The 25922-nt window shown below is 72.1% G+C and carries 24 protein-coding genes; 9 read left to right on the forward strand and 15 right to left on the reverse strand.

Features of this window, described 5'->3' with window-relative positions; translation table 11 throughout:
* Positions 1-5: 5 nt before the first annotated feature.
* From ACIQ9G_RS31915 to ACIQ9G_RS31925, 3 genes are all read left to right on the forward strand, one after another.
* Entirely contained in the window at positions 6-635 is a 630-nt protein-coding gene (locus tag ACIQ9G_RS31915; protein ID WP_403616851.1) for a lactate utilization protein C, read from the forward strand.
* A gap of 234 nt (positions 636-869) precedes the next feature.
* Positions 870-2591, forward strand: coding sequence for an MFS transporter (locus ACIQ9G_RS31920; RefSeq protein WP_403616572.1), 1722 nt, complete (start codon positions 870-872; stop codon positions 2589-2591).
* Positions 2592-2717: 126 nt separating this feature from the next.
* Entirely contained in the window at positions 2718-3566 is an 849-nt protein-coding gene (locus ACIQ9G_RS31925) for a hypothetical protein (RefSeq protein WP_403616575.1), read from the forward strand.
* Positions 3567-3586: 20 nt separating this feature from the next.
* Here ACIQ9G_RS31925 and ACIQ9G_RS31930 read toward each other — a convergent pair whose 3' ends face one another.
* A complete protein-coding gene (locus ACIQ9G_RS31930; protein ID WP_403616577.1) occupies positions 3587-4915 on the reverse strand; it encodes a class I SAM-dependent RNA methyltransferase in 1329 nt (442 codons plus the stop codon).
* 134 nt (positions 4916-5049) lie between these two features.
* Entirely contained in the window at positions 5050-7101 is a 2052-nt protein-coding gene (locus tag ACIQ9G_RS31935; RefSeq protein WP_403616580.1) for an APC family permease, read from the reverse strand.
* A gap of 409 nt (positions 7102-7510) precedes the next feature.
* Here ACIQ9G_RS31935 and ACIQ9G_RS31940 point away from each other — a divergent pair, with 409 nt between their 5' ends.
* Together ACIQ9G_RS31940 and ACIQ9G_RS31945 are read left to right on the forward strand one after the other, a co-directional pair.
* Positions 7511-8182, forward strand: coding sequence for a potassium channel family protein (locus ACIQ9G_RS31940; RefSeq protein ID WP_403616582.1), 672 nt, complete (start codon positions 7511-7513; stop codon positions 8180-8182).
* Positions 8182-8859: a potassium channel family protein gene (locus ACIQ9G_RS31945; RefSeq protein ID WP_403616585.1), complete on the forward strand. Its 678-nt coding sequence runs from the start codon at positions 8182-8184 to the stop codon at positions 8857-8859. The genes ACIQ9G_RS31940 and ACIQ9G_RS31945 overlap by 1 nt, the downstream gene beginning before the upstream one ends.
* Positions 8860-8969: 110 nt before the next feature.
* Here the strand turns inward: ACIQ9G_RS31945 and ACIQ9G_RS31950 are convergent, their stop codons facing one another.
* The 7 genes from ACIQ9G_RS31950 to ACIQ9G_RS31980 all read right to left on the reverse strand — a co-directional run bounded on the left by ACIQ9G_RS31950 (position 8970) and on the right by ACIQ9G_RS31980 (position 15753).
* Entirely contained in the window at positions 8970-9737 is a 768-nt protein-coding gene (locus ACIQ9G_RS31950; protein WP_392195113.1) for a DUF3159 domain-containing protein, read from the reverse strand.
* 3 nt (positions 9738-9740) lie between these two features.
* Complete coding sequence (locus ACIQ9G_RS31955; protein ID WP_356188189.1) at positions 9741-10139, reverse strand: OB-fold nucleic acid binding domain-containing protein; 399 nt, start codon at positions 10137-10139, stop codon at positions 9741-9743.
* A gap of 75 nt (positions 10140-10214) precedes the next feature.
* The gene (locus ACIQ9G_RS31960) at positions 10215-10931 is read right to left on the reverse strand and encodes a response regulator (RefSeq protein ID WP_403616587.1); all 717 of its coding nucleotides are present in this window, start codon (positions 10929-10931) and stop codon (positions 10215-10217) included.
* Positions 10931-13489 (reverse strand): DUF4118 domain-containing protein, encoded by a 2559-nt coding sequence (locus ACIQ9G_RS31965; protein ID WP_403616589.1) that lies wholly within the window; start codon positions 13487-13489, stop codon positions 10931-10933. The genes ACIQ9G_RS31960 and ACIQ9G_RS31965 overlap by 1 nt, the downstream gene beginning before the upstream one ends.
* Before the next feature lie 368 nt (positions 13490-13857).
* Positions 13858-14619: a DUF3710 domain-containing protein gene (locus ACIQ9G_RS31970; protein WP_403616592.1), complete on the reverse strand. Its 762-nt coding sequence runs from the start codon at positions 14617-14619 to the stop codon at positions 13858-13860.
* Between the two features lies 1 nt (position 14620).
* The gene (gene dut / locus ACIQ9G_RS31975) at positions 14621-15172 is read right to left on the reverse strand and encodes a dUTP diphosphatase (RefSeq protein WP_356188197.1); all 552 of its coding nucleotides are present in this window, start codon (positions 15170-15172) and stop codon (positions 14621-14623) included.
* Positions 15169-15753 (reverse strand): PaaI family thioesterase, encoded by a 585-nt coding sequence (locus ACIQ9G_RS31980; RefSeq protein ID WP_403616594.1) that lies wholly within the window; start codon positions 15751-15753, stop codon positions 15169-15171. The genes dut and ACIQ9G_RS31980 overlap by 4 nt, the downstream gene beginning before the upstream one ends.
* A gap of 57 nt (positions 15754-15810) precedes the next feature.
* On the opposite strand from ACIQ9G_RS31980, the gene ACIQ9G_RS31985 reads away from it, so the two are divergent.
* Complete coding sequence (locus ACIQ9G_RS31985) at positions 15811-16287, forward strand: DUF3093 domain-containing protein (protein ID WP_403616596.1); 477 nt, start codon at positions 15811-15813, stop codon at positions 16285-16287.
* A gap of 171 nt (positions 16288-16458) precedes the next feature.
* Here the strand turns inward: ACIQ9G_RS31985 and ACIQ9G_RS31990 are convergent, their stop codons facing one another.
* The 4 genes from ACIQ9G_RS31990 to ACIQ9G_RS32005 form a co-directional block, all read right to left on the reverse strand.
* A complete protein-coding gene (locus ACIQ9G_RS31990) occupies positions 16459-17454 on the reverse strand; it encodes a hypothetical protein (RefSeq protein WP_403616599.1) in 996 nt (331 codons plus the stop codon).
* Positions 17455-17467: 13 nt separating this feature from the next.
* Positions 17468-17764, reverse strand: a complete 297-nt coding sequence (locus tag ACIQ9G_RS31995) for a DUF4193 domain-containing protein (RefSeq protein ID WP_005481602.1) — start codon at positions 17762-17764, stop codon at positions 17468-17470.
* 393 nt (positions 17765-18157) lie between these two features.
* The gene (locus ACIQ9G_RS32000; RefSeq protein WP_403616601.1) at positions 18158-19390 is read right to left on the reverse strand and encodes a sensor histidine kinase; all 1233 of its coding nucleotides are present in this window, start codon (positions 19388-19390) and stop codon (positions 18158-18160) included.
* A 6-nt stretch (positions 19391-19396) separates the two neighbouring features.
* A complete protein-coding gene (locus ACIQ9G_RS32005) occupies positions 19397-20050 on the reverse strand; it encodes a response regulator transcription factor (RefSeq protein ID WP_403616604.1) in 654 nt (217 codons plus the stop codon).
* A 437-nt stretch (positions 20051-20487) separates the two neighbouring features.
* Here ACIQ9G_RS32005 and ACIQ9G_RS32010 point away from each other — a divergent pair, with 437 nt between their 5' ends.
* Entirely contained in the window at positions 20488-20661 is a 174-nt protein-coding gene (locus ACIQ9G_RS32010) for a hypothetical protein (RefSeq protein WP_356188208.1), read from the forward strand.
* Positions 20662-20789: 128 nt separating this feature from the next.
* Here the strand turns inward: ACIQ9G_RS32010 and ACIQ9G_RS32015 are convergent, their stop codons facing one another.
* Complete coding sequence (locus tag ACIQ9G_RS32015) at positions 20790-21605, reverse strand: inositol monophosphatase family protein (protein WP_403616606.1); 816 nt, start codon at positions 21603-21605, stop codon at positions 20790-20792.
* A gap of 8 nt (positions 21606-21613) precedes the next feature.
* Positions 21614-22741, reverse strand: coding sequence for a ferrochelatase (locus ACIQ9G_RS32020; protein ID WP_403616608.1), 1128 nt, complete (start codon positions 22739-22741; stop codon positions 21614-21616).
* 266 nt (positions 22742-23007) lie between these two features.
* Here ACIQ9G_RS32020 and ACIQ9G_RS32025 point away from each other — a divergent pair, with 266 nt between their 5' ends.
* Together ACIQ9G_RS32025 and sepH are read left to right on the forward strand one after the other, a co-directional pair.
* Complete coding sequence (locus ACIQ9G_RS32025; protein WP_403616611.1) at positions 23008-24327, forward strand: D-arabinono-1,4-lactone oxidase; 1320 nt, start codon at positions 23008-23010, stop codon at positions 24325-24327.
* Between the two features lie 475 nt (positions 24328-24802).
* Positions 24803-25837 (forward strand): septation protein SepH, encoded by a 1035-nt coding sequence (sepH, locus tag ACIQ9G_RS32030; protein WP_403616614.1) that lies wholly within the window; start codon positions 24803-24805, stop codon positions 25835-25837.
* Positions 25838-25922: the final 85 nt, after the last annotated feature.

Genomic DNA, 25922 nt, shown 5'->3' on the forward strand with positions numbered 1-25922 from the left:
ACGGAATGTCCGCACGGGACGTCGTGCTCGGCCGGGTCAGGGACGCTCTGGCCCTCGCCCCCAAGCCGCCCGTCACCGTCGAACGCGCCTACCGCACCGGGCGCGCGCTGCCCGCCGCCGAGCGTCTCGACCTCTTCGTCGACCGGCTCGTCGACTACCGCGCCGAGGTCCACACCTGCGTCACCGCCGACACCGCGGCGACGGTCGCTCGCGTCCTGCGGGAGCGCGGCGCACGGACGGTCGGCGTCCCCGCCGGCCTCGACCCGGCCTGGCTCGCCGGCTTCGACGGCACCGTCCACACCGACTCGCCCGACGTGCCCGCGCCCCGCCTCGACACGCTCGACGGCGTCGTCACGGCGTCGGCGGTCAGCTGCGCCGAGACCGGGACGATCTTCCTGGACGGCTCGGCCGCGCAGGGCCGCCGCGCCCTGTCCCTGGTCCCCGACCTCCACGTGTGCGTCGTGGACCTGTCGACCGTCGAGGCGGGCGTGCCGGAGGCGCTGGCCCGCCTGGTGCCGACCCGGCCGACGACGCTGATCAGCGGCCCGTCGGCCACGTCCGACATCGAACTCGAACGGGTGGAGGGCGTGCACGGCCCCCGCACCCTGGACGTGATCATCCGCACCGACGCGTGACCGGGAGCGGGGCGGGGCGCCGCACCGACGCCTGACCGGGGCGGGGCGAAGCGGGGCGCCGCGGCGGCGAGGGCCGGGCGGCGCCCGTGTCGCCCGCTCGGGTCTGTGTGGGCGCGTCCCGCAAGCGTGCGCCGCGCACGGCGTGCACTCTGAACCGGGGAGCCGGAGACAGAGGCCGGCCCTGGCGGCAGCGGGCCTGCCCGGGGTGGAGCGATCGAACGGCAGGACGCATTCGTGCAAGGGCGGAACGGAGCTCGGCGGTTCAGGGGGCCGACGGGAGGGGACACGTCGTCGGCCGCCCGGACCCTGTTCCTCCTCCTCGCAGCCGAGAACCTGCTGATCAACTACACCGCCACCGCCATGAACGTGGCCCTGTCGGCGCTCGTCGGGGACCTGCACACCACGCTGACCGGCGTGCAGTCGGCGATCTCGCTGTACGCCCTGGTGGTCGCCGCGTTCATGATCAGCGGAAGCAAGCTCGGCACCCGCCACGGATACCGGCGGACGTTCGCCCTCGGCGGCGGAGTCTTCGTCCTGGGCGCGCTGATCACCGCCTTCGCCCCGAGCCTGCCGTTCATGCTGCTCGGCTGGTCCGTGCTCCAGGGGTTCGGGGTCGCGCTGATGCTCCCGGCGCTGATGGCGATGCTCACCCAGACCTTCGCCGGGGCCGTACGGACCAAGGCGCTGTCGCTGCTCGCCATGACGTCCGGAGTCGGTGCGGCATCCGGTCCCGTTCTGGGCGGCCTGATCACCAGCTTCCTGACCTGGCGCGTGTCGTTCCTCCTGGGAGCCGTGATCACCCTGGCCGCGACATGGCTCGTACGGCGTACGGTCGATGCCGGGGCCTTCCCGGGTCGCCCCGGACGGAGCTTCGACGTCCGCGGGGTGCTGCTGTCCACGACCGGACTGGTTCTGCTCGTCGTCGCGGCCCTGCTCTCGGGGCAGTACGGCCTGCTCAGGGCCCGGCAGGATTTCGTGGTGCTCGGCCACACCCTGCTGGAGCGTGGCGGCCTGTCACCCGTGCCCCTCCTGGCGGGCCTGGGGCTTGCGGTTCTGGCCGCCTTCGCCGGATGGGAACTGCGTCTCGTCAGGAGCGGAAGGGATCCGCTGGTCCGTGTGACGGTGCTGCGGAACCGCACCGTCCGGGCCGGGATCTCGACCCAGCTGATGCTGATCCTGGTGCCCAACGGCGTGCTCTTCCTGGTGCCGGTCTTCCTGCAGACGGCCTTCGGGTTCGGCGCGCTGTACTGCGGGATCGTGCTCCTCCCGATCGCACTGGGGCTGATGGTGGCCGCACCGCCGACCGCCCGGCGCGTCGGGCGGGGCAGGATGACCCACCGCGCCGCCGCGATGGGGGCGTTCGTCTGCATGGGCGCCGGCTGCGGCGCGGTCGCCGTCCTGTTCAGTCCGCACGCGCAAGGAGTGACGGCCGTGGGCCTCGCCCTCATGCCGGGCATTCTCCTCATCGGGCTCGGCCGGGGCATGGCCACGACGCTCACCGACCTCGTCCAGTCGGCGCCAGAGCCGGACCAGCTGAGCGACGTGACAGGGCTCTCCTACACGGCCGGGTACCTCGGGGGCTCCTTCGGCGTCGCGCTCGCCGGCGCCCTGATGGCCACGGCCCTGCTGTACACGTTCGAGGCCGGCGTGAACGACAGCAGCGTCCTCACCACCGCCCAGAAGGAGTGGGTGACGCGGACGCTGGCGCAGCAGGTCCAGATCACCGCGGTGTCCGACGACGCCGTGCGGGCGAAGCTGATGTCGCGGGGCATCACGGGCGCCGAGGCCGACGGGCTGGTACGGATCAACGCACGTGCCAGGGAGCAGGCGCTGACCGTGTCGGCCACCGGGATGGCCACCCTGGCCCTCGTCGGCTGGCTGATGGCACTCCGTCTCCCCGTCCCCGCCGGGACGACGAGGGCCACCGGCCCGGGCCGCGAGGCGCCTTCGACGTAGCCCGGCGTCCACTCGGGGGTCCTGGATCGCTCGGCCGAGTCCGCCGGCCGGTGTGGCAGACATACCGCGACACAAGGGGCGAGACATGATGAAAGTACGGATACGTCGCGCGAGGAGGAGTACGGCATGGCCGAGCCCGGCTCCGGCGGTACCGAGGACGTGGCGGGCGGCAAGGCACGGTTCGACGACATCTACGGCCGACCGGACCCCCGCGCCTACTTCACCCGGCTGGCGCCACTGGAGTACGAGATCCCGCACCACGCCCAGCCGTTCTTCCGGCAGGCCGCCGCCGAACGGACCGCGCTCGACGACGCGCGCACCCCCGCGCCGGCGGTGCTGGACGTGTGCTGCTCCTACGGGATCAACGCCGCGCTGCTCAACCACGACGTGACGCTGGCCGAGATGTACGAGCGGTACACCTCCCCCGACAGCCGGGCGATGTCGACGGCGGAACTGACGGCGTCGGACAAGGCCTTCTACGCCGCCCGGCGCCGCCCGGACGCGGTGCCGGTGTTCGGGCTGGACGTCGCGGCCCCCGCCGTGCGGTACGCACTGGAGGCAGGCCTGCTGGACGCCGCCTTCTCCGACGATCTGGAACAGGCCTCCCCCGGCCCCCGCCTGCGCCGCGCGCTCGCCGAGGTCGGCCTCATCACGGTGACCGGCGGCGGCAGCTACATCACCGCCCGAACCTTCACGGCACTGCTGGACGCCGCCCGCAGGCCGGTGTGGGTCAGCGCCTTCGTGCTGCGGACGGTGTCGTACCAGCCGATCGCCCGCACCCTGGCCGCACACGGCCTGAGCACCACCGTCGACGCCTCCCGCACCTACCCCCAGCGCCTCTTCACCGACGAGCGCGAACGGCGCTACGCGATCGCGGCGGTCCGTGCGCTGGGCCGCGACCCCACGGGGTGCGAGGAGAACGGCCGCTTCCACACCCTGCACTACGAGTCGCGACCCGAGACGCCCGGAACCTGAGAAGTCCGAGAACCAGCGGGTCAGGAGCCCTTCGCGGCCGGTTCCAGAATCGCCACGCACTCCACGTGGTGAGTCATGGGGAACAGGTCGAACGCCCGCAGTGTCCGCACGCGATACCCGCCCTCGCGGAAGTACGCCAGGTCCCGGGCCAGGGCGGCCGGGTCGCAGGCGACGTAGGCGATGCGGCGGGCGCCGAGGGCCGAGAGGTGGGCGACCGTCGAGCGGCCCGCGCCCGCGCGGGGCGGGTCCAGGACGATCAGGTCGACCTCGGTGATGCCGGTGCGGGGCAGGACCGACTCGACCTTGCCCTGCTCGATGCGGACGCGGGGGAATTCGGCGAGGTTGTACCGGGCGTCCTCCACGGCGCGCTTGCCGGACTCGATGCCGAGGACCGCGCCCTTCTCGCCGAGGCGGTCGGCCAGGGCGCCCGCGAACAGGCCCGCGCCGCAGTAGAGATCAAGGGCCATCTCGCCCTTGCGGGGCAGCAGGCCCTGCATGACCGCCTTCACCAGGGTGTCCGCCGCCATCGGGTGGACCTGCCAGAAGCCGCCGGCGCCGACCCGGTAGGTGCGGCCGTCGGCGCGTTCGCGGACGAAGGGGCGGCCGTGCACCCGGTGGATCGCGCCGTTCCGCTCGTCCACCCGCAGCACCGACACCGGACGGTCCAGCTCCACCAGCGGCAGCCGTGCGCCCGGCTTCGGGGTGAGGATCACCTGGCGGTCCTGCGAGCCGGTCGCCGCGATCGCCTCGACGGAGTCCATGCCCGTCCAGTCGCGCTTCTCGATGCCCAGCTCGCTGACGCCCGGGGCGGCGATCATGCAGTGCTCGATCGGCTCGACCTCGTGCGAGCGGTGGCGGCGCAGCCCCGCCCGGCCGCCCGGGTCCACCGCGTACTGCACGCGCGTGCGCCACCGCGGGACCTCGCCCGCCGGGAGCTTGTCGCCCTCGGCCGGCATCACCGTGCCGTCCCAGCCGGCGTCCTCGGGCGTGAGGCCCGCGAGCCGCTGCAACTGCTCGGCGATCACCTCGCCCTTCAGCCGCCGCTGGGCGCCCGGCTTGGCGTGCTGCCAGTCGCAGCCGCCGCAACGGCCGGGGCCCGCGTAGGGGCAGGGCGGGTCGATGCGGTCCTTGGAAGCGGACAGCACCTCGACGGCGTCCGCGCGCAGGAACCGGGCCCCCTCCTCGCCCTCCGTCACCCGCGCCACGACCCGCTCACCCGGCAGCGCGTGCCGGACGAACAGCACCTGGCCCTCCGAGGTGCGGGCGATGCAGTGGCCGCCGTGGGCGACGGGGCCGACCTCGACCTCGTACTCCTCCCCCACCAGCGACTTCTTCGGTTCTGCCTGCATGGCGGGGTGACTCCAGATCGGGAAGCGGGAACGGCCGGACAACAGCCCACCAGTCTACGTGGGTGCCGTCCGGCCGTTCACCACGGGCGTGGTGGGGGGCAGCGACGGGGCGGCGTCGGGCGCCGCGCCGCGGTTCAGCCCTTGACCGCCGGGGACTCCTTCGGCCGCTCCTGTGCCGGACCGCGCCGCACCGAACCCGGGGCGTTCCACTCCTGGCGCTTGCGGGCGCGCAGCTTCGCCGCCTCGGACGAGGCCAGCTGGTAGGGCACGGAGGTCACCATCACGCCGGGCGTGAACAGCAGCCGGCCCTTCAGGCGCAGCGCGCTCTGGTTGTGCAGCAGGTGCTCGTACCAGTGGCCGACCACGTACTCGGGGATGATCACCGAGACGGCGTCGCGCGGGGACTCCTTGCGCAGGCTCTTGACGTACTCGATGATCGGCCGGGTGATCTCGCGGTAGGGCGAGTCGAGCACCTTCAGCGGGACCTGGATGCCCCGCCGCTCCCACTCCTCCCGCAGCGCCTTGGTCTCCGCCGGATCCACGTTGACGGTGAGCGCCTCCAGGGTGTCCGAGCGCATCAGCTTGGCGTAGGCCAGGGCGCGCAGGGTGGGGCGGTGGATCTTGGAGATCAGCACGACGGAGTGGACGCGCGAGGGCCGTACGCTGTCGTCGCTCGGGCCCTCGGGCGCCGCGATCTCCTCGGCCACCCGGTCGTAGTGCTTACGGATCGCCGTCATCGTCGCGTAGAAGATGCACATGCCGAGCAGGGCGACCCAGGCGCCGTGCGTGAACTTGGTGACCAGGACGACGACCAGCACCAGGCCGGTGAAGAAGGCGCCGAAGGTGTTGATCGCGCGGGAGCGGATCATGTGGCTGCGCTTGGCCGGGTCCTTCTCGGTGGCCAGGTGACGGTTCCAGTGCCGGACCATGCCGGTCTGGCTGAGCGTGAAGGACACGAACACGCCGACGATGTACAGCTGGATCAGCCGGGTGGAGTCCGCGCCGTAGATGACCACCAGCAGGGTGGCGGTGCCCGCGAGGAGCACGATGCCGTTGGAGAAGGCGAGGCGGTCGCCGCGGGTGTGCAGCTGGCGGGGCAGGTAGCGGTCCTGGGCGAGGATGGAGCCGAGCAGCGGGAAGCCGTTGTACGCGGTGTTCGCCGCGAGGAAGAGGACCAGGGCGGTGGCCGCGGCGAGCACGACGAACAGGAAGCTGCCCTTGCCGAAGACCGCCTCGGCGACCTGGGAGATCACCGGGTTCTGGACGTAGCCCGGGCCGATCGGGACCCCGTTGCGGATGAGGTCGGTGGCCGGGTTCTCGGCCATGCGCACATTGGTGCTCATGGCCAGCGCGATGATGCCGCAGAACATCGTCACGGCCAGCAGGCCCATCATCGCCAGCGTGGTCGCCGCGTTCTTCGACTTGGGCTTGCGGAAGGCGGGGACGCCGTTGGAGATCGCCTCGACACCGGTGAGCGCGGCACAGCCGGAGGAGAAGGCGCGCAGCAGCAGGAAGACCAGGGCGAAGCCGGCCAGGCCCTGGTGCTCGGCCTTGATGTGGAAGCCGGCCGTCGGCGCGTGCATGGTGTCGCCGAGGACGAGCCCGCGGAACGCACCCCACGCGATCATGATGAAGACGCCACCGACGAAGACGTACGTCGGGATCGCGAAGAGCTTGCCGGACTCCTTCACGCCGCGCAGGTTCATCAGCGTCAGCAGCACGATCACGGCGGTCGCGCAGAGCACCTTGTGCTCGACGACGAAGGGGACCGCGGAGCCGAGGTTCTCGATGCCGGAGGAGATGGAGACGGCGACGGTGAGGACGTAGTCGACCAGCAGGGCGCTGGCGACCGTCAGGCCCGCCTTGGGGCCGAGGTTGGTGGTCGCGACCTCGTAGTCGCCGCCGCCGCTCGGGTAGGCGTGGACGTTCTGCCGGTAGGAGGCGACCACGGTGAACATCAGCACGACGACCGCGACCGCGATCCAGGGGCTGAAGTGGTACGCCGACACGCCCGCGATGGACAGGACCAGCAGAACCTCGCCGGGTGCGTACGCCACGGAGGACAGCGGGTCGGAGGCGAAGACGGGCAGGGCGATGCGCTTCGGCAGGAGCGTTTCCCCCAGCCGGTCGCTGCGCAGTGCGCGCCCGATCAGGATCCGCTTGGGCACGTCGGTCAGTTTGGACACAACAGAGGATCGTAGGCCTTCGAACAGGAGGTCGCCCACCCGCCACCCGAGATCTGCCTCACGGGTGAACTCGGCGAGTGGAATCTCCACGGATTCCGCAGGTGAGGCGGTCGCCGTGCCTGGACGACGAAAGCCGCCGCGCGCCGACTTCCGGAGGCTCCGTGCCCGCGACCGCAGAGCCCGTCGGCGCCGGTGCCGCCCTGCCGGGCCTCGGATTCCTCACCCTGTGCGGCGTGCGCAGCATCACTCGGCGGCCCCCCGCCCGAAGCGGAACGAGGTGTCCCGTCGCCGCGAACCGCCCGGCATGTGACAGGGGGGTGCCCACCCCGCCCCGCGCATGTGTAGCTTGTCCCTCTGTCTGAGACCCTGATGGGGCTGAGCAGTGGCTATTGACACCGGAAGGACGGGCGTGCACATCGTCATCATGGGCTGCGGGAGAGTGGGTTCCGCTCTCGCCCAGACCCTGGAGCAACAGGGGCACACGGTCGCCGTGATCGACCAGGACCCCACCGCCTTCCGTCGGCTGGGTCCCGGGTTCGGCGGCCGTCGGGTCACCGGAATCGGCTTCGACCAGGACACCCTGCGCGAGGCGGGCATCGAGGAGGCCGGGGCGTTCGCGGCCGTCTCCAGCGGCGACAACTCGAACATCATCGCCGCCCGCGTGGCCCGCGAGATGTTCGGCGTGCAGAACGTCGCGGCCCGTATCTACGACCCCCGCCGGGCCGAGGTCTACCAGCGTCTGGGCATCCCGACCGTGGCCACGGTCCGCTGGACGGCCGACCAGATGCTGCGCCGGCTGCTGCCCTCGGGCGCCGAGCCGCTGTGGCGCGACCCCACCGGCGGCGTCCAGCTGGCCGAGGTGCACGCCTCCCCGAAGTGGGTCGGTCACAAGATCAGCAGGCTGCAGGAGGAGACGGGCGTCCGTGTGTCGTTCCTGACCCGCCTCGGCGAGGCGATCCTGCCGACCTCGCAGACGGTGCTGCAGGAGGGCGACCTCGTGCACGTGATGATGCGGACGGACGACGTGGACAAGGTCGAGGCGGCGTTCGCCGAGGGCCCCGAAGAGGAGAGCGGTCACTGATGAGGGTCGCCATTGCCGGTGCCGGCGCGGTCGGTCGCTCGATCGCGGGCGAGCTGCTGGAGAACGGCCACGAGGTCCTTCTCATCGACAAGGCGCCGACCGCCATCTCGGTCGAGCGCGTCCCGCAGGCCGAGTGGCTGCTCGCCGACGCCTGCGAGATCACCTCCCTGGACGAGGCCGCGCTGCAGCGCTGCAACGTCGTGATCGCCGCGACGGGCGACGACAAGGTGAACCTGGTCGTCTCCCTGCTCGCGAAGACGGAGTACGGCGTGCCGCGGGTGGTGGCCCGCGTGAACAACCCGAAGAACGAGTGGCTGTTCAACGAGTCGTGGGGCGTCGACGTCGCCGTGTCGACCCCGCGTCTGATGTCCGCCCTGGTGGAGGAGGCGGTGAGCGTGGGCGACCTGGTCCGTCTGCTCCGCTTCAGCCACGGCGACGCCAACCTCGTCGAGCTGACCCTGCCGGAGGAGTCCGCGCTGGCGGGCACCCAGGTGGGCGACGTCGAGTGGCCGCAGGACACCTCCCTGGTCACGATCATCCGCGGCACCCGCGTCCTGACGCCCTCCCAGGAGGACTCCCTGGAGGCGGGCGACGAGTTGCTGTTCGTGGCCGCGCAGGCCCGCGAGGAGCAGTTGGAGGACCTGCTTTCGGTGCGCCGGGAGGACACGGAGGGCTGAGCCTTCCCGGTCGTACGACGACGAGGGGCGCCCGGTGGATTCCGGGCGCCCCTCGTCGTCGTACAGGCTTCAGGGGGAAGGCTCAGGCCTCGCGGCGGTGACGGTAAGGCTCAGGCCTCGCGGCGGTGACGGCCGCCGTTCGGGGCCTCTCCGCGCTCCCGCGCCAGGGCGGCCTCGCGCTCCTGCTCGGCCTTCTCCTCGGCCTCCATCTCGGCGAAGACGTCGATGGGCGCGGGGGCCTTGGCGAGGAACAGCCAGGTCAGCCAGACCGCCAGCAGGAAGGGCGGGATCTTCAGGGCGATCAGGACCCAGCCGAGCTGCGTGGTGTCGGCCCACCAGTACAGCGGGAAGAGGATCGCGCACTTGGCGAGCAGGATCAGGCCCCAGGCCCAGCTGGCCTTGGCGTACGCCTTCTTGCGGCCGGGGTTCCGGGTTCGCCAGGAGAGGTTCTCCTTGAAGACCGGGCCGAGGATCAGGCCGATCAGCGGCACGCCGGCGAGCGTGGAGACGATGTACGCCAGCGCCAGGCCCAGCGTGTAGAGCATGCCCGGCAGATAGAAGTCCTTGGCGTTGCCGGTCATCATCGCGAAGACGACACCGAAGGCGACGCCGAAGACGCCGCTGAAGGCGTGCTTGACGGTGTCCCGCATCGCCAGCCGGACGACGACCAGCACCAGGGACACGGCCAGCGCGGCGATCGCCGACCAGTGCAGGTCCTTGTCGATGGTGAAGATCGTGACGAAGAGGAGGCCGGGCAGCACCGTCTCGACCATGCCCCGCACACCGCCGAACGCCTCGAACAGCGCGGCCTCCGTCACCGCCCGGGCGTCGTCCGCCTTCGCCTGGGGATCTTCGGTCGGCTTGTCGAGTGAGGTCACCGGCTACTCCCGTCCGAGGGGTCGCAGTTCGTACTTCGGGTTGAAAAGCACCCGGCGGCCCCGGCTCATGGAGATCCGGCCCGATGCGATCAGCTTGCGCCCCGGTTCTATCCCCACGATGGAGCGCCTGCCGAGCCACACCACGTCCAGGGCCGCGGAGCCGTCGAACAGCTCGGCCTCCAGGGCCGGGACTCCGGCGCGCGGACGCAGGGTGACCGTGCGCAAGGTACCAGTTACCGTGACGATCTGGCGGTCGTGGCAGTCGCCGATACGGGTGCAGCCCGCGGTCGCGGCGTCCTCCCGCAGTTCCTCGGACTCCAGGTCCTCCTGCGACGAGGAGAGCCGGTCGAGCATGCGCCGGAACCGGCCCACCGGCTTTTCGGAACGAGGAACAGCACTCATATCTGAAGCGTACCGGGGTGCACCGACGCCTTCGCAGCGGCAGGGGCCGTCATCGGGACGGAGCGTCCGGAGACCTCACTTCTCGAAGCGGTATCCCATCCCCGGCTCCGTGATGAAGTGCCGGGGATGCGACGGGTCGGCCTCCAGCTTCCGGCGCAACTGGGCCATGTAGACGCGCAGGTAGTTCGTCTCCGTCCCGTACGACGGCCCCCACACCTCCCGCAGCAGCTGCTTCTGGCCGACCAGGCGGCCGGTGTTGCGCACCAGCACCTCCAGCAGGTGCCACTCCGTCGGGGTCAGCCGTACGTCCCGGCCGGCCCGGTGGACCTTCTTCGCGGCCAGGTCGACGGTGAACTCGTCCGTCTCCACCGTCACGTCGTCCTCCCCGCCCCCGGTGGGCTCGGCGCGGCGGACGGCGGCGCGCAGCCGGGCCAGCAGCTCGTCCATGCCGAAGGGCTTGGTGACGTAGTCGTCGGCGCCCGCGTCCAGCGCCTCGACCTTCTCGTCGGAGGAGTGCCGGGCGGACAGCACCAGGATCGGCACCCGGGTCCAGCCGCGCAGGCCCCGGATCACCTCGACGCCGTCCATGTCCGGCAGGCCGAGGTCGAGGACCACCACGTCGGGGTGGCGGGAGGCGGCCAGGTCGAGGGCGGTCCTGCCGTCGACGGCCGCGTCGACCTCGTAGTCGCGCGCCCTGAGGTTGATCACGAGGGCCCGCACGATCTGCGGCTCGTCGTCGATCACCAGGACGCGCGTGGGGGTCCGGGGGGTCCCCCCGGTCGGGCTCGGCATCAGACCTGCCTTTCGGTGAGTACGGGGCCCGCCGTCCGCGGCGGGGCGTCCGGCCCGGAACGCGCGCCGGCCGCGCGGAGGCCGAGAACCATGGTGAGGCCACCGCCGGGTGTGTCGTCGGCGGCGAGCGTGCCGCCCATCGCCTCGGCGAAGCCGCGTGCCACCGCGAGGCCCAGGCCGACGCCCGCGCCGCGCGGGGAGTCGCCGTAGCGCTGGAAGGGCTCGAAGATACGTTCCTTGGCCGCGTCCGGGACGCCCGGCCCGCCATCCACGACCCTCACCTCGACCCGGTCGGCGAGGGCGCTGGCCGACACGAGGACGGGCCTGTCCGGCGGACTGTACTTCACGGCGTTCTCGACCAGGTTGGCCACCGACCGCTCCAGCAGCCCCGGGTCCACCCGGACCATGGGCAGGGACTCCGGGACGTCCATCTCCACACTGCCCTCCGGCACGCCGCCCAGCGCCATCGGCACCACCTCGTCGAGGTCGATCTCGCGGATCAGCGGGGTGACGGTGCCGGTCTGGAGCCGGGACATGTCCAGCAGGTTGCCCACGAGGTGGTCGAGCCGGTCGGCGCCGTCCTCGATGCCCTCGAGCAGCTCGGCCCGGTCCTCCTCGGACCACTCGACGTCCTCGGACCGCAGCGAGGAGACTGCCGCCTTGATCCCCGCGAGCGGGGTGCGCAGGTCGTGGCTGACGGCGGCGAGCAGCGCGGTGCGGATGCGGTTGCCCTCGGCGAGGGCGCGGGCGCGGTCGGCCTCCTCCTGGAGGCGGCGGCGGTCCAGCACGACGACGGCCTGGGCGGCGAAGGCGGCGAGGACCCGGCGGTCGGCGGCGGGCAGCACGCGTCCGGTCAGCGCCAGCGCCATGCGGTCGCCGACGGGCACGTCCACGTCCGCATCCTCCGGCCGCCGCGGCGGGGCCCCCGTGCCCACCCGGCCGGCGCAGGTCCAGGGGTCGACGCCGCCGCGCCGCTCCAGCAGCGCCACCGACTCCATGGCGAAGGTCTCGCGGACCCGCTCCAGCAGCTCCTCCAGGCCGGTCTCGCCGCGCAGGACACTGCCCGCGAGGAAGGACAGTATCTCGGCCTCGGCGCGCAGCCGGGCGGCCTGGTGCGTGCGGCGGGCCGCCACGTCCACCACCGACGCCACCGCCACGGCCACCCCGACGAAGACCACGAGGGCGACGATGTTCTTGGGGTCGGCGATGGTGAGCCGGTGCAGCGGCGGGGTGTAGAAGTAGTTGAGCAGGAACGATCCGACGGCGGCCGAGGCGAGGGCCGGCAGCAGCCCGCCGAGCAGGGCCGCCGCGACCGTCAGCGCCAGGAACAGCAGCATGTCGTTGGCGAGGCCCAGGTGGACGGTGTTCAGCAGCAGCGCCGCCACCACCGGTCCCGCGACGCCCACCGCCCAGCCGGAGACGATCCGCGCCCGGCCCAGCCTCGCGCCCCGGGCCACCGGCAGCCCGCGCCCCTTGGCGGCCTCCTCGTGCGTGACGATGTGCACGTCCAGGTCGGGCCCCGAATCGCGGGCCACCGTCGCGCCGACGCCGGGCCCGAGGACGTACTGCCAGGCCTTGCGGCGGGAGGAGCCCAGGACGATCTGGGTGGCGTTCGCGCCGCGCGCGAAGTCGAGCAGCGCGGCGGGGACGTCGTCGCCGACCACGTGGTGGAAGGTCCCGCCGAGGTCCTCCACCAGGGTGCGCTGGACCGCGAGCTCCTTCGGGGAGGCGGAGGTCAGTCCGTCGCTGCGGGCGATGTACACGGCCATCACCTCGCCCCCGGCGCCCTTCTCCGCCAGGCGCACCGCCCGGCGGATCAGCGTGCGCCCCTCCGGGCCGCCGGTCAGACCGACCACGATCCGCTCCCGCGAGCCCCAGATCGTCGAGACCTCGTGCCGGCTGCGGTACTCGTTCAGGTACTCGTCGACCCGGTCGGCCACCCACAGCAGCGCCAGCTCGCGCAGGGCGGTGAGGTTGCCCGGCCGGAAGTAGTTCGCCAGCGCCGCGTCGACCTTGTCGGGCTGGTAGATGTTGCCGTGCGCCATCCGCCGGCGCAGCGCCTCGGGCGACATGTCGACCAGCTCGATCTGGTCCGCCCGCCGCACCACCTCGTCCGGCACCGTCTCCCGCTGCCGCACCCCGGTGATCGACTCGACCACGTCGCCGAGGGACTCCAGATGCTGGATGTCGACCGTGGAGATCACGTCGATCCCCGCCGCCAGCAGCTCCTCCACGTCCTGCCAGCGCTCGGCGTTGCGCGAGCCGGGGACGTTCGTGTGCGCCAGCTCGTCCACCAGCGCGACCGCCGGGGCCCTGCGCAGCACCGCGTCGACGTCCATCTCGGTGAAGGTCCCGCCCCGGTACGCCAGCTCACGGCGCGGCACCTGCTCCAGACCGTGCAGCATCAGGCTGGTGCGCGGCCGGTCGTGGTGCTCGACGAAGCCGACGACGCAGTCGGTTCCCCGCTCCACCCTGCGGTGCGCCTCGGACAGCATGGCGTAGGTCTTGCCGACGCCCGGTGCCGCACCGAGGTGGATCCGAAGCTTGCCGCGTTCCATGGCCCCATTGTCTTCCCGTACGCCCCGCGTGGGCAGCGTCGACCATACGGCCCTCGATGCCGGCGCGACGGGCAAGCGGCCACCCTTAGGACGTCTTTGACGCATCCCTGACGCACTGGGCGTCCCCGGGGCCCGGCGCTCTTCCGACCGGCAGCGCCTGACGGTCTCTCTCCCCCCGGGGCTCGGCGTCCTCGCCGGCCCGCACGGCCCCGGACCGGGGCTCTCCTCGCGGGCGCGCACGGCGACCGGGGCTCTCCTCGCGGGCGCGCACGGCGACCGGGGCTCTCCTCGCGGGCCCACGGCCGAGGGCCGCACCCCGTGGGGGATGCGGCCCTTGGCAGGCTGTGTCCGTCGTCGCGGAACCCCGGCTAGCGGACCTCGGTGATCTCCGGGCCGCGCTGGAGCTGGCCCATGCCGCCGGAGAAGCGGGACTGGCCCTCGTCCTGTTGGACGCCCTCGGGCACCATCTGGGCGTCGTTGGGCAGCTTCAGGACGATCGGGTCGCGGGGCGCCATCGGGCCCTCACCGCGCACCACGACCGTGTCGCGGAAGATCGACTCCAGCAGGCCGGCCGCCTGCGGCTGCACCGCGCCCTGCCCCGAGATCACACCGCGCAGGAACCAGCGGGGGCCGTCCACACCGACGAACCGCACCACCTGGAAGCCGCCGGTGCCGTCCGGCAGCTGCACCGGGACCTGGGCGCGCAGCTCCCAGCCGAGCGGACCCTCGACCTCGTCCACGATGCCGCCCTGTTGGGTGATGCCGCTGCCGATCTCCTCGCGCACCTCGCCCCAGATGCCCTCGCGCTTGGGCGCGGCGAAGGCCTGCAGCTGGATGGCGCTGTCGCGGAGCACGACGGTCGCCGCGACGATCGCGTCGCCCGCGACCTCGACCCGCAGCTCCATGCCGTCGACGCCCGGCACGAGAAGACCGCCGAGGTCCACGCGGCCCTCGGCCGGGTCGCGCACCTCGGAGCTGTCCCAGGGCCCGTCGGGCCGCGGCTCGGGCTCGAGCCGCACGCGCTCGCGCTCGCCCTCTTCGTCCGCCTCGGTGTCGACGCTGTCGACGACCTGCTCGGCCTCGCCGGCCGCGTCCTCGGCGGCACCCTTCTTCTTGCGACGTCCGAACACGTCACTGTCCTTCCCGGTCGGATACGACCGAAGCGTATCGATTCCCACCCGTCCGGCCGCCCACGGCGGCCCGACCGCTTGTGCCGCTTTCGCCGTCCACCGCGGCATGGCCGCCGGTGGACCCGAAGCCCCCTTCGGCCCGCGCCGAGTCGGGAAGCTCCGCGACCTCCTGGAAGCGGACCCTCTCGACCTGCTGGACGACCAGTTGGGCAATCCGGTCGAAGCGCTCGAACCGCACCGGCTCGCGCGGGTCGAGATTCACCACGATCACCTTGATCTCCCCACGGTACCCGGCATCAACCGTCCCCGGGGCATTCACGAGGGCGACACCGCAGCGGGCGGCGAGGCCGGAGCGGGGATGCACGAAGGCCGCGTACCCCTCGGGCAGCGCGACAGACACTCCGGTGGGCAGCACGGCCCTCTCCCCGGGTGCGAGTTCGCAGGCGGCGGTGGTGCGCAGATCGGCCCCCGCGTCGCCGGGATGCGCGTACGTCGGAAGGGGTACATCGGGGTCGACGCGCCGGATCAGCACGTCCACCGGGTCGCGGCTCACGGGTTCACCTCGAAGGCGCGGGTCCGCCGGATCTGGTCCGGGTCGCTCATGGCGGCCTGGATCTCCTGCTCCCGGCCGTGGCTGACGAAGTGGTCGACCTTGACCTCGACGAAGAGCGCGTCGGCGCGGACGGCGACCGGCCCGTCGGGGCCGCCGATCCGGCCGGTGGCGGTCGAGTAGATCTTCCGCCCGGCCACCGCGGTGACCTCGGCCTCCAGATAGAGGGTGGTGCCCACCGGCACCGGGCGCACGAAGTCGGTCTCCAGCCGGCCGGTCACCGCGATGGTCCGCAGCAGCCAGTTCAGCGAGCCGAGCGTCTCGTCGAGCGCGGTCGCGAGCACCCCGCCGTGGGCCAGTCCGGGCGCTCCCTGGTGGGCGCTCTGCACGGTGAACTCGGCGGTGATGCAGACACCCTCACCCGCCCGGGCCTGCAGGTGCAGGCCGTGCGACTGCTCCCCGCCGCACCCGAAGCACTGCTCGTAGTGCGCGCCGAGGAGTTCACCGGGGGCGGGGGCCTCGGGGTGCCGCACGGGTTTCACGGCATCGGACGGGGGCTGAAGACCTGCGGAACTACCACTCACAGCCGCAGACCTTACCCGCGCCTCGGCCCGGCCCCGACACCGTGCCAAGCTTGGCTCATGCAGCCCTCCGCCCCGCCCTACGAAGAACGTCTCACCGCGCCCCGCTCCTGGTGGTTGATGAGCTTCCTGATCGGTGTCTCCTGCGCCCTGATCATGCTTCCCTTCGGCACCCTGCCGACGCTGGGCGGGCTGGTCGGCGGCACCGCCGCGGCAGCGGTCGTGGTGAGCGCGTACGGCTCCCCGCGCATCCGGGTCGTGGGCGGGACGCTGGTCGCGGGCGAGGCGAGGATCCCGGTGACGGCCCTCGGCGAGGCCGAGGTGCTGGACGCGGAGGAGGCGCGCGCCTGGCGCACCTACAAGGCCGACACCCGCGCCTTCCTGCTGCTGCGCGCCTACGTCCCCGGGGCGCTGCGCGTGGAGGTCACCGACCCGGAGGACCCGACGCCGTACCTGTACCTGTCGACCCGTGACCCGGAGGGCCTCGCCGAGGCCCTGAAGGCGGCCCGGGCGGCCGCGGCGCCAGGGACCGCGTAGAAGCCCCTTCGGCACCCCTCGTGCGGCATTCCGTACGGGCACCTCGTACGGGGCTCGGTACGCCCCCGCACAGGGCTCGACGCCGTGCACGCCCGCGGCGGCCCCCAGCGGGCCGGAGCCACCGGAGCCGTGGGCACCGGTCCGGTGGAGCTCCGTCGGTGCCCGATCCCGTCAGTGCCCGATCTCCTTGCGGACGTCGCCCGGGATGTCGTCGATCGCCACCGCGTCGGCGGGGGTCTCCAGGGGCGGCAGCGCGGGCAACGCGTCCCAGCGGACCTGGATCCGGCGGAGGTCGGCGCGGATCCGCCCGGCGAGCCTGCGGGTCTCCCGGCGGTTGAGGAGTGCACCGGCGGCGGCCCCGACCATGAACGGCATCAGGTTCGGCAGGTCACGCACCGTGCGCTTCATGATCTGGTGTCTGAGCCGGCGCCTCAGGTGGCCGCCGAAGGCCGAGTCGAACGTCGAAGGCCTGGTCACGTCGATGCCGCGCTCCCCCGACCACGAGGTCAGATAGGCGGCGCTGCGGGCCCTGAGATCTCCGGGCGGCCGCACTCCGTACACCTCGTGGAGCTCCGCGATCAGCTTGAGCTCGATCGCCGCCACGCCGGTGATCTCGGCGGCCAGCTCCGTCGGCATCGCGGGCGGCACGGGCAGCATCGCCGCCGCTCCGACCCCGGCTCCGACCGCGGAGGTGGCCTTGGCCGCGCCCGCGACCAGCCTGTCCGCGATCTGCTCGGGCCCCAGGCCCGGGAACTGCCGGCGAAGGGCGGCGAGGTCCCGTACGGGGATGCGCGGGGCGATGTCGATGATCCGGTCGACGAGGTACGCCAGTCCCGCCCTGGCGCGGCTGCCGCCCTTGCGGGCGCCGTCGCGCGCCGCTCGTGCGGCTCTGCCGCCCAGCCTCGCGGCCTTCCCCCCGGCTCCCGGCTCCGGCCGGGCAGGAGGTGTCTCAGTCCGGGCACCGGGCCCGGGACCTGTCTCGGGCCCGGTGGGGTCACCGCGCCCGGACAGCGATGCGAGCGAGGCTGATCCGGTCGGTCCGGCCGGGCCGGACGCATCGGATGAGCCTCGCTCGTCGTCACGCACGCCGTGGGGGCCGTCGGACGGCCCCGGGTCCGCTCCCCCGCGAGGGGAACGGCGCTTCCAGGGAGGGGTCGAGCCGGTCACGGCCGACCCCGCCTCAGTCGCAGTCGCGGCAGATCGGCTGGCCGTTCTTCTCGCGGGCCAGCTGGCTGCGGTGGTGCACCAGGAAGCAGCTCATGCAGGTGAACTCGTCCTGCTGCTTGGGCAGCACCCGGACGGCCAGCTCCTCATTGGAGAGGTCGGCGCCGGGAAGCTCCAGGCCTTCTGCGGCCTCGAACTCGTCCACGTCGACGGCGGAGGTCGACTTGTCGTTCCGCCTGGCCTTCAGCTCTTCAAGGCTGTCCGAGTCGACGTCGTCGTCGGTCTTGCGTGGAGTGTCGTAATCGGTTGCCATGTCGCTCTCCCCCTCTGGGTGTCTGTGGTGTCTCCAGCGCACGTAACGCGTGAGAGGCCGGACTTGTGCCCGACCTGAGGCGGAGATTTTGCCTCACATCAAGGTCTGTTACTCAATCGACACCCAACCGGCCCCCTCAAGAGTGATCGGCTTGGATGGCGAACGGGACCGTACACGGTCCGGATGCCGCACTTCAAAGCGGTCCCACCGTGTACTTCCCGTGATCAGTACACCTGAAAACCAGGATTTTTCCGGCTTTCCGACATGATTCATGATCACGGAGAGTGGATGGCCGGAAAAAATTGCCTGTGATCGATCACACACCGAGCGGCACCAACGGGCCCTTGTGGATTCCGCGCGCAGCGAACAACCCCGGTGCTCGCACATATGATCTCAGACGGGCAATGTGACGCGCATCACGAGACCGCCCCCTTCCCGAGGCCGTGCCGAGATGTGCCCGCCGTGCGCCCGCGCCACGGAGCGGGCGATCGACAGTCCGAGGCCCACGCCCTTGTCGCTGCCCGTGCGCTCGGTGCGCAGCCGCCGGAAGGGCTCGAAGAGGTTGTCGATCTCGTAGGCCGGGACGACGGGGCCGGTGTTGGCGACCACAAGGACCGCCTGGCCGTGCTGGACGTCGGTCGTGACCTCCACCCAGCCCCCCTCGGGCACGTTGTACCGGACGGCGTTCTGCACCAGGTTCAGCGCGATCCGCTCCAGCAGGACGCCGTTGCCCTGGACGACCGCCGGCTTGCGCTCGCCGCGGATCTCGACGCCCTTGGCCTCGGCCTCGCCGTGCACCTGGTCGACGGCCTGCGAGGCGACCTCCGCGAGGTCCACCGGCTTGCGCTCGACGATCTGGTTCTCGCTGCGGGCGAGCAGCAGCAGGCCCTCCACGAGCTGCTCGCTGCGCTCGTTGGTGGCCAGCAGCGTCTTGCCGAGCTGCTGCAGCTCCACCGGCGCGTTCGGATCCGACAGGTGCACCTCCAGCAGCGTGCGATTGATCGCGAGCGGGGTGCGCAGCTCGTGCGAGGCGTTGCCAACGAAGCGCTGCTGGGCGGTGAAGGCCCGCTGGAGCCGCTCCAGCATCTCGTCGAAGGTGTCGGCGAGCTCCTTCAGCTCGTCGTCCGGGCCGTCCAGCTCGATCCGCCGGGACAGGTCCGAGCCGGCCACCGCGCGTGCGGTGCGGGTGATCCGGCCGAGCGGGGACAGCACCCGGCCGGCCATCGCGTAGCCGAAGGCGAAGGCGATGACGGCGAGGCCGAGCAGGGCCAGCAGCGAGCGGCTGAGCAGGCTGTCCAGGGCGTGCTGGCGCTGCTCGTTCACACACTCGCTCATCGCGTGGTTGAGCTGCGTCGCCGTGGTCTGGGTCGGGAAGTTGCAGGCGTCGCTGGTGACCTGGCCCGAGATGATCTTGAATGGCAGCTCGCTGCCCACGTTCAGCGCGTTCGCGGCGAGCAGGTAGATGATCGACAGCAGCAGGATGCCGGCGATCAGGAACATGCCGCCGTAGAGCAGGGTGAGCCGTATCCGGATGGTCGGGCGCAGCCACGGGAAGGGCGGCTCCGGCCTCCGGGGGTCCCAGGTGGGTTTCGGCGGCGCCTGGGGCGGCGCGGGGGTGGCGGCCACGGCGGATCAGATCCGGTACCCGGAGCCGGGCACGGTGACGATCACCGGGGGCTCGCCGAGCTTGCGGCGCAGAGTCATCACGGTGACCCGTACGACATTGGTGAACGGGTCCGTGTTCTCGTCCCACGCCTTCTCCAGCAGCTGCTCCGCCGAGACGACCGCGCCCTCGCTGCGCATGAGGACCTCCAGGACGGCGAACTCCTTCGGCGCGAGCTGGACGTCCCTGCCGTCGCGGAAGACCTCGCGGCGATTGGGGTCGAGCTTGATGCCGGCGCGCTCCAGGACGGGCGGCAGGGGCACGCTGGTGCGCCGGCCGAGGGCGCGCACGCGTGCCGTCAGCTCGCTGAACGCGAAGGGCTTGGGGAGATAGTCGTCGGCGCCGATCTCCAGGCCCTCGACCCGGTCGCTGACGTCGCCGGACGCGGTGAGCATCAGCACGCGCGTGGGCATGCCGAGTTCCACGATCTTGCGGCAGACGTCGTCCCCGTGCACGAGGGGGAGGTCGCGGTCGAGGACGACCACGTCGTAGTCGTTGACGCCGATGCGTTCGAGGGCGGCCGCACCGTCGTACACGACGTCGACGGCCATGGCCTCCCGGCGCAGTCCGGTGGCCACCGCATCGGCGAGCAGTTGCTCGTCCTCGACGACGAGTACGCGCACGTCCCTTGTCCTTCCTGATGTCCACCCGCGTAGCGCCGCTCGGGCACACGCGGGCAGGGGTCCTCACGGGTGTGTGCCTCCATCCTGCCCTTTTCGGTCATAAGTCGGCTGTAAGCCGGGGAGGCGGCCGGCGACGAGGAGGGGTGGGACGGATGAGAACCGGATGAAGGTCCGGGAATGCCGAATATTTCCGCGCGGTTGAGGTTTCCGCGGGAGGGAGGCTGGGGAGGACGGCTTTACACCCCGCGATCACGCTCTGCATGTGCCGTACCACCTGCGGTACATCATGATCCGCTTTCCGGCGGAGTGGGCGTGGGTGTCCGGCGCCGTCGCCGCCCAGCCGGGCAGCGCTGGGCATCCAGTGGAAACGTGATCGCCCCTTTCGAACGGCACACCCCCGTGCCACCGACCCACGACCCAGGACGAGGGGGCGCAGCATGGACGCATTCACCGCAGGACTTCTGCAGCGTATAAAGGCGACCGAGTCCGACCTGACGCGGGCTCGCGACGAAGGCGACGACTTCCTCGTCGACGTCGAACTGGCCGAGCTCGACGACCTGCGCCGCCTCGCCGCCGAACACGGTGTGGAAGTCGGCGTGTCCGCCGTCTGATCAGCGTGCGCGAAGCGGGACCCCGGCGAATCCAGCGCCGGGGTCCCGCTTCGTTGCCGTGTGCGGTCGTGCGCCAAGCTGTGTGCGGTCGGGCCGCGCTGTGTGCGGTCGGGCCGCGTCGTCTCCGGTCAGTCGTGCCAGGCGCCGAGGTCCTCCAGGAGGCGCTGGAGGGGCTCGAAGACGCCCGGGGTGCCCGCGACCGTGAGGTCGTGCGAGGCGCGCTCTCCGGGGCGGCCACCGGTCAGGGCGCCCGCCTCCCGGGCGATCAGGTCGCCGGCTGCGTAGTCCCAGGCGTTCAGGCCCCGCTCGTAGTAGCCGTCGAGGCGGCCCGCGGCCACGTCGCACAGGTCGACCGCGGCCGAGCCGCTGCGCCGGATGTCCCGCAGCCGCGGGATGAGCCGCCGGGCGACGTCGGCCTGGTGCGTGCGCACCTCGGTGACGTAGTTGAAGCCGGTGGAGACCAGGGCCTGGTCGAGGGGCGGCGCGGCGCGGCAGGCCAGCTTGCGCTGGCCGGCCCAGACGCCGGTGGCCCACGCGCCGCGGCCGCGCACCGCGTAGAACGTCTCCCCTCGCATCGGGGCGGCCACCACACCGACGACGGTCTCGCCGTGCTGCTCGGCCGCGACGGACACCGCCCAGGTCGGCAGCCCGTACAGGTAGTTCACCGTGCCGTCGAGCGGGTCGACGACCCAGCGGATCCCGCTGGTGCCCTCGGTGGCGGCGCCCTCCTCCCCGAGGAAGCCGTCGTCGGGGCGGCGGTCCGAGATCAGGCCGTTGATCAGTTTCTCGGCCGCGATGTCCATCTCGGTGACGACGTCGATCGGACTCGACTTGGTGGCGGCCACCGCGAGGTCGGCCGGACGGCCGTCCCGCAGCAGCTCCCCGGCGCGGCGCGCGGCCTCCCGCGCGACCTCCAGCAGTTCGGTGGTCAGGGCGTCGATCACGGGGCTCCTCAGGCGTAAGGGGTGTCGGCGCCCGCGGCCGCGGGGCGGGGCGCGCGGGCCGGGCAGCAGCCGACCGGGCAGACGTCGTGGCTCGGGCCGAGGGCGCCGAGGGCGCACGGCGTGACCCGCTGCCCGCGCTCGACGGCGGCGCGCTCCAGGATCAGGTCGCGGACGGCCGCGGCGAACCGCGGGTCGGCGCCGACGGTGGCCGAGCGGCGCACCGGCAGGCCCAGCTCCCCTGCCTTGGCCGTGGCCTCCGTGTCCAGGTCGTAGAGGACCTCCATGTGGTCGGAGACGAAGCCGATGGGCGCCATCACCACGGCGGGGGCCCCGGCGGCGTGCCGCTCCTCGAGGTGGTCGCAGATGTCCGGCTCCAGCCACGGGATGTGGGGGGCGCCGGAGCGCGACTGGTAGACGAGCTGCCAGGGGTGGTCGACGCCGGTGCGCTCGCGAACGGCGTCGGCGACCAGCTTCGCCACGTTTAGGTGCTGCCGGACGTAGGCCCCGCCGTCGCCGTGCCCCTCGACCGGGCCGGAGGTGTCCGCGGCGGAGGTCGGGATCGAGTGGGTGGTGAAGGCGATGTGCGCCCCGTCGCGGACGTCCTCGGGCAGGCCGGCCAGGGACTCGATCACCCCGTCGATCATGGGCTCGAGGAAGCCGGGGTGGTTGAAGTAGTGCCGCATCTTGTCGACCCGCGGGAGGTCCAGGCCCTCGGCCCGGAGGGCGGCGAGCGAGTCGGCGAGGTTCTCGCGGTACTGGCGGCAGCCCGAGTACGAGGCGTAGGCGCTGGTGGCCAGGACCAGGACGCGGCGGTGACCGTCCCGGACCATCTCGCGCAGGGTGTCCGTCAGGTAAGGCGCCCAGTTGCGGTTGCCCCAGTAGACCGGCAGGTCCAGGCCGTGGTCGGCGAAGTCCTTGCGGAGCGCCTGGAGCAGGGCGCGGTTCTGGTCGTTGATCGGGCTCACCCCGCCGAAGAGGAAGTAGTGCTGTCCGACTTCCTTCAGTCGTTCCTTGGGGATGCCGCGCCCGCGCGTCACGTTCTCCAGGAACGGGACCACGTCGTCCGGGCCTTCGGGGCCGCCGAAGGAGAGCAGGAGCAGGGCGTCGTACGGGGTGGCATCGAGCGCGTCTGGCATGTCTCGATCCTGCCACCCGGTACGGACAGCCGGGAAACGGCGGGGTGTCGCGTCCGGTGCCGACGGGTTCCACGGCGCCGCGCCCGGCGGGGGCGCCCGGCGGGGGCGCCCGGCGGGGGCGCTCGCAGGCCGCCGGGCGCCGGGCGCCGGGCATATGAGCGACGGCCGTGAGTATGATCCCCCTTCTACTGGTCGCAAGCCTGCCGTTTCTGGCTGTGGCGCTGTTCGCCGGCTCAGCGGGCCGGCTCCGGTTCGGGGAGGCTTCGTTGGGCAGCACGACGAGCACGAAGAACGGCACCTGGCGCAACTGGGGCGGAAACGTCAGCGCGCGCCCCGCGCGGGAGGTCGCGCCGGCCTCGGTGGAGGAGCTGGCCGCGGCCGTGCGGAAGGCCGCCGAGGACGGGCTGAAGGTGAAGGCGGTCGGTACGGGGCACTCCTTCACGAGCATCGCCGCGACGGACGGCGTCTTGATCCGCCCTCAACTCTTGACCGGTATCCGCAAGATTGATCGCGAGGCCATGACGGTCACGGTCGAGGCGGGCACGCCACTCAAGAGACTCAATGTGGCACTCGCCCGCGAGGGTCTCTCGCTCACCAACATGGGCGACATCATGGAGCAGACGGTGTCCGGGGCGACCAGCACCGGCACCCACGGCACCGGCCGCGAGTCCGCCTCCATCGCCGCCCAGATCAAGGGGCTGGAGCTGGTCACCGCGGGCGGTTCGGTCCTCACCTGCTCCGAGAAGGAGAACCCGGAGGTGTTCGCGGCCGCCCGCATCGGGCTGGGCGCCCTGGGGATCGTCACCGCGATCACCTTCGCGGTGGAGCCCGTCTTCCTCCTCACGGCCCGCGAGGAGCCGATGACCCTGGACCGGGTGCTCGCCGAGTTCGACCAACTGTGGTCGGAGAACGAGCACTTCGAGTTCTACTGGTTCCCGCACACCGGCAGCACCACCACCAAGCGCAACAACCGCAGCGCGGGCCCGGAGCAGCCGGTGGGGCGGCTGGCCGGCTGGTTCGAGGACGAGTTCCTCTCCAACGGGGTCTTCCAGGCGGCCAACTGGGTCGGCCGCGCGGTGCCGGCCGGCATCCCCGCGCTCGCCCGGATCTCCAGCCGGGCGCTGTCCGCGCGGACGTACACCGACATCCCGTACAAGGTCTTCACCTCGCCCCGCCGGGTGCGGTTCGTGGAGATGGAGTACGCCGTTCCGCGCGAGGCCCTGACCGACACACTGCGCGAACTGCAGAGGATGCTCGACCGCTCCGACCTGAGGGTGAGCTTCCCGGTGGAGGTGCGCACCGCCCCCTCCGACGACATCACGCTCTCCACCGCCTCGGGCCGGGACAGTGCGTACGTCGCGGTCCACATGTTCCGGGGCACGCCGTACCAGCGGTACTTCACCGCCGCCGAGCACATCTTCACCGCGCACGAGGGCCGGCCGCACTGGGGCAAGGTGCACACCCGGGACGCCGAGTACCTCTCCGGGGTGTATCCCCGCTTCGGCGAGTTCACGGCGCTGCGCGACCGGCTGGACCCGGAACGGCGCTTTCAGAACGACTACTTGCGGAGGGTGCTGGGCGCGTAGCGGAGCCGCGGGCCGCCAGGCCCGAGGCGCCAAGGTCCTTACAACAGCACCGAATTGGAGAAAAGCGGACGAAACCGTTAGTTCCGTTTCCGTCGATTACGTGAAGTACGCCACGTTCATGATCGATAAAACCGGGCAGGGACCGTCAAGTCCCGTTCCTTGCCAGAAGTTGAACGGCGCGCCAATCCACGCACGTGGTCCGAATGGAGTACTGTGGCGAGCCCTGGGTCCGGTATCCCTCCAGGGTGTCCGGGACCTTGCTGGACCGCCGGGAGGGGGCTGGTTGCACAGGGTGACGCAGTTGGTCACTGAGCGTTGTGAACAGGTAACCGTGCCATAACGGCGTTCCAGGGCCCGCGCCCGACACGCCGGGCAACTCGGCAAGGTTGTGGCAGGCTGCACCCGGGCAGGCCACACTCGACTAGCGGAAGCAGCGACGCACGTGACGTCGGCAGGCACCACCCGGGAGGTCCCCATGCCCGAACTGCGTGTCGTGGCCGTCTCGAATGACGGCACACGGTTGGTGCTGAAGGCTGCGGACAGCACGGAGTACACGCTTCCGATCGACGAACGGCTCCGTGCCGCCGTGCGCGGCGACCGTCCCCGCCTCGGCCAGATCGAGATCGAGGTGGAGAGCCATCTCCGCCCCCGTGACATCCAGGCGCGGATACGAGCCGGCGCGACCGCGGAAGAGGTCGCCCAACTCGCCGGCATCACCGTCGATCGTGTACGGCGTTTCGAGGGTCCCGTCCTGGCCGAGCGCGCCTTCATGGCCGAGCGGGCCCGGAAGACCCCGGTGCGCCGCCCCGGCGAGAACTCCGGTCCGCCGCTCGGCGAGGCCGTCCAGGAGCGGCTGCTGCTGCGCGGCGCCGACAAGGACACCGTCCAGTGGGACTCCTGGCGCCGCGACGACGGCACCTGGGAAGTCCTTCTGGTGTACCGGGTCGCGGGCGAACCGCACTCGGCGAGCTGGACGTACGACCCGCCGCGACGGCTCGTGCAGGCGGTCGACGACGAGGCGCGGTCCCTGATCGGCGAGTCCGACGACATCGGCGCCCCGGAGCCCACCTTCCCGTTCGTGCCGCGCATCGCCCGGCTGCCGCGCGAGCGCTCCTTCGACCGCGACCGGCCGAGCCTGCCCGCGCAGGCCCCCGAGCCGGCCGAGGAGAGCACGGGCGAGCGGAACGAACGGGACTCGCTGACGAGCCTGCTGGAGGCGGTGCCGAGCTTCCGCGGCGATCTGGTGGTGCCCGAGCGTGCCCCGGAGCCCGTGGAGGAACCCCCGACGGAACCGGAAGCGGAGGAGCCTCCGGCGCCCGCGGCCTCGGTCGGCGCGGGCTCCGCCTACGCGGACGTCCTCATGCCGCGCTCCGTCGGCAGCCACCGCGACCGGCTCATCGGTGCCACCGACCGTCAGGCCGAGGCGGACGGCGTCCGCCCCGGGCGCCGCGCCGCGGTCCCGAGCTGGGACGAGATCGTTTTCGGGACGCGCCGGAAGAAGCAGGAGTAGCGGCAGGACACTGCCGTACGGAGGGCCGCGCCTGTCCGGGTGGCCCCCTCCCGGATGCGCGGACCGGATCGCTGCCGGTCCGCGC

The sequence above is a fragment of the Streptomyces sp. NPDC096152 genome (assembly GCF_044763235.1).
GTDB lineage: Bacteria > Actinomycetota > Actinomycetes > Streptomycetales > Streptomycetaceae > Streptomyces.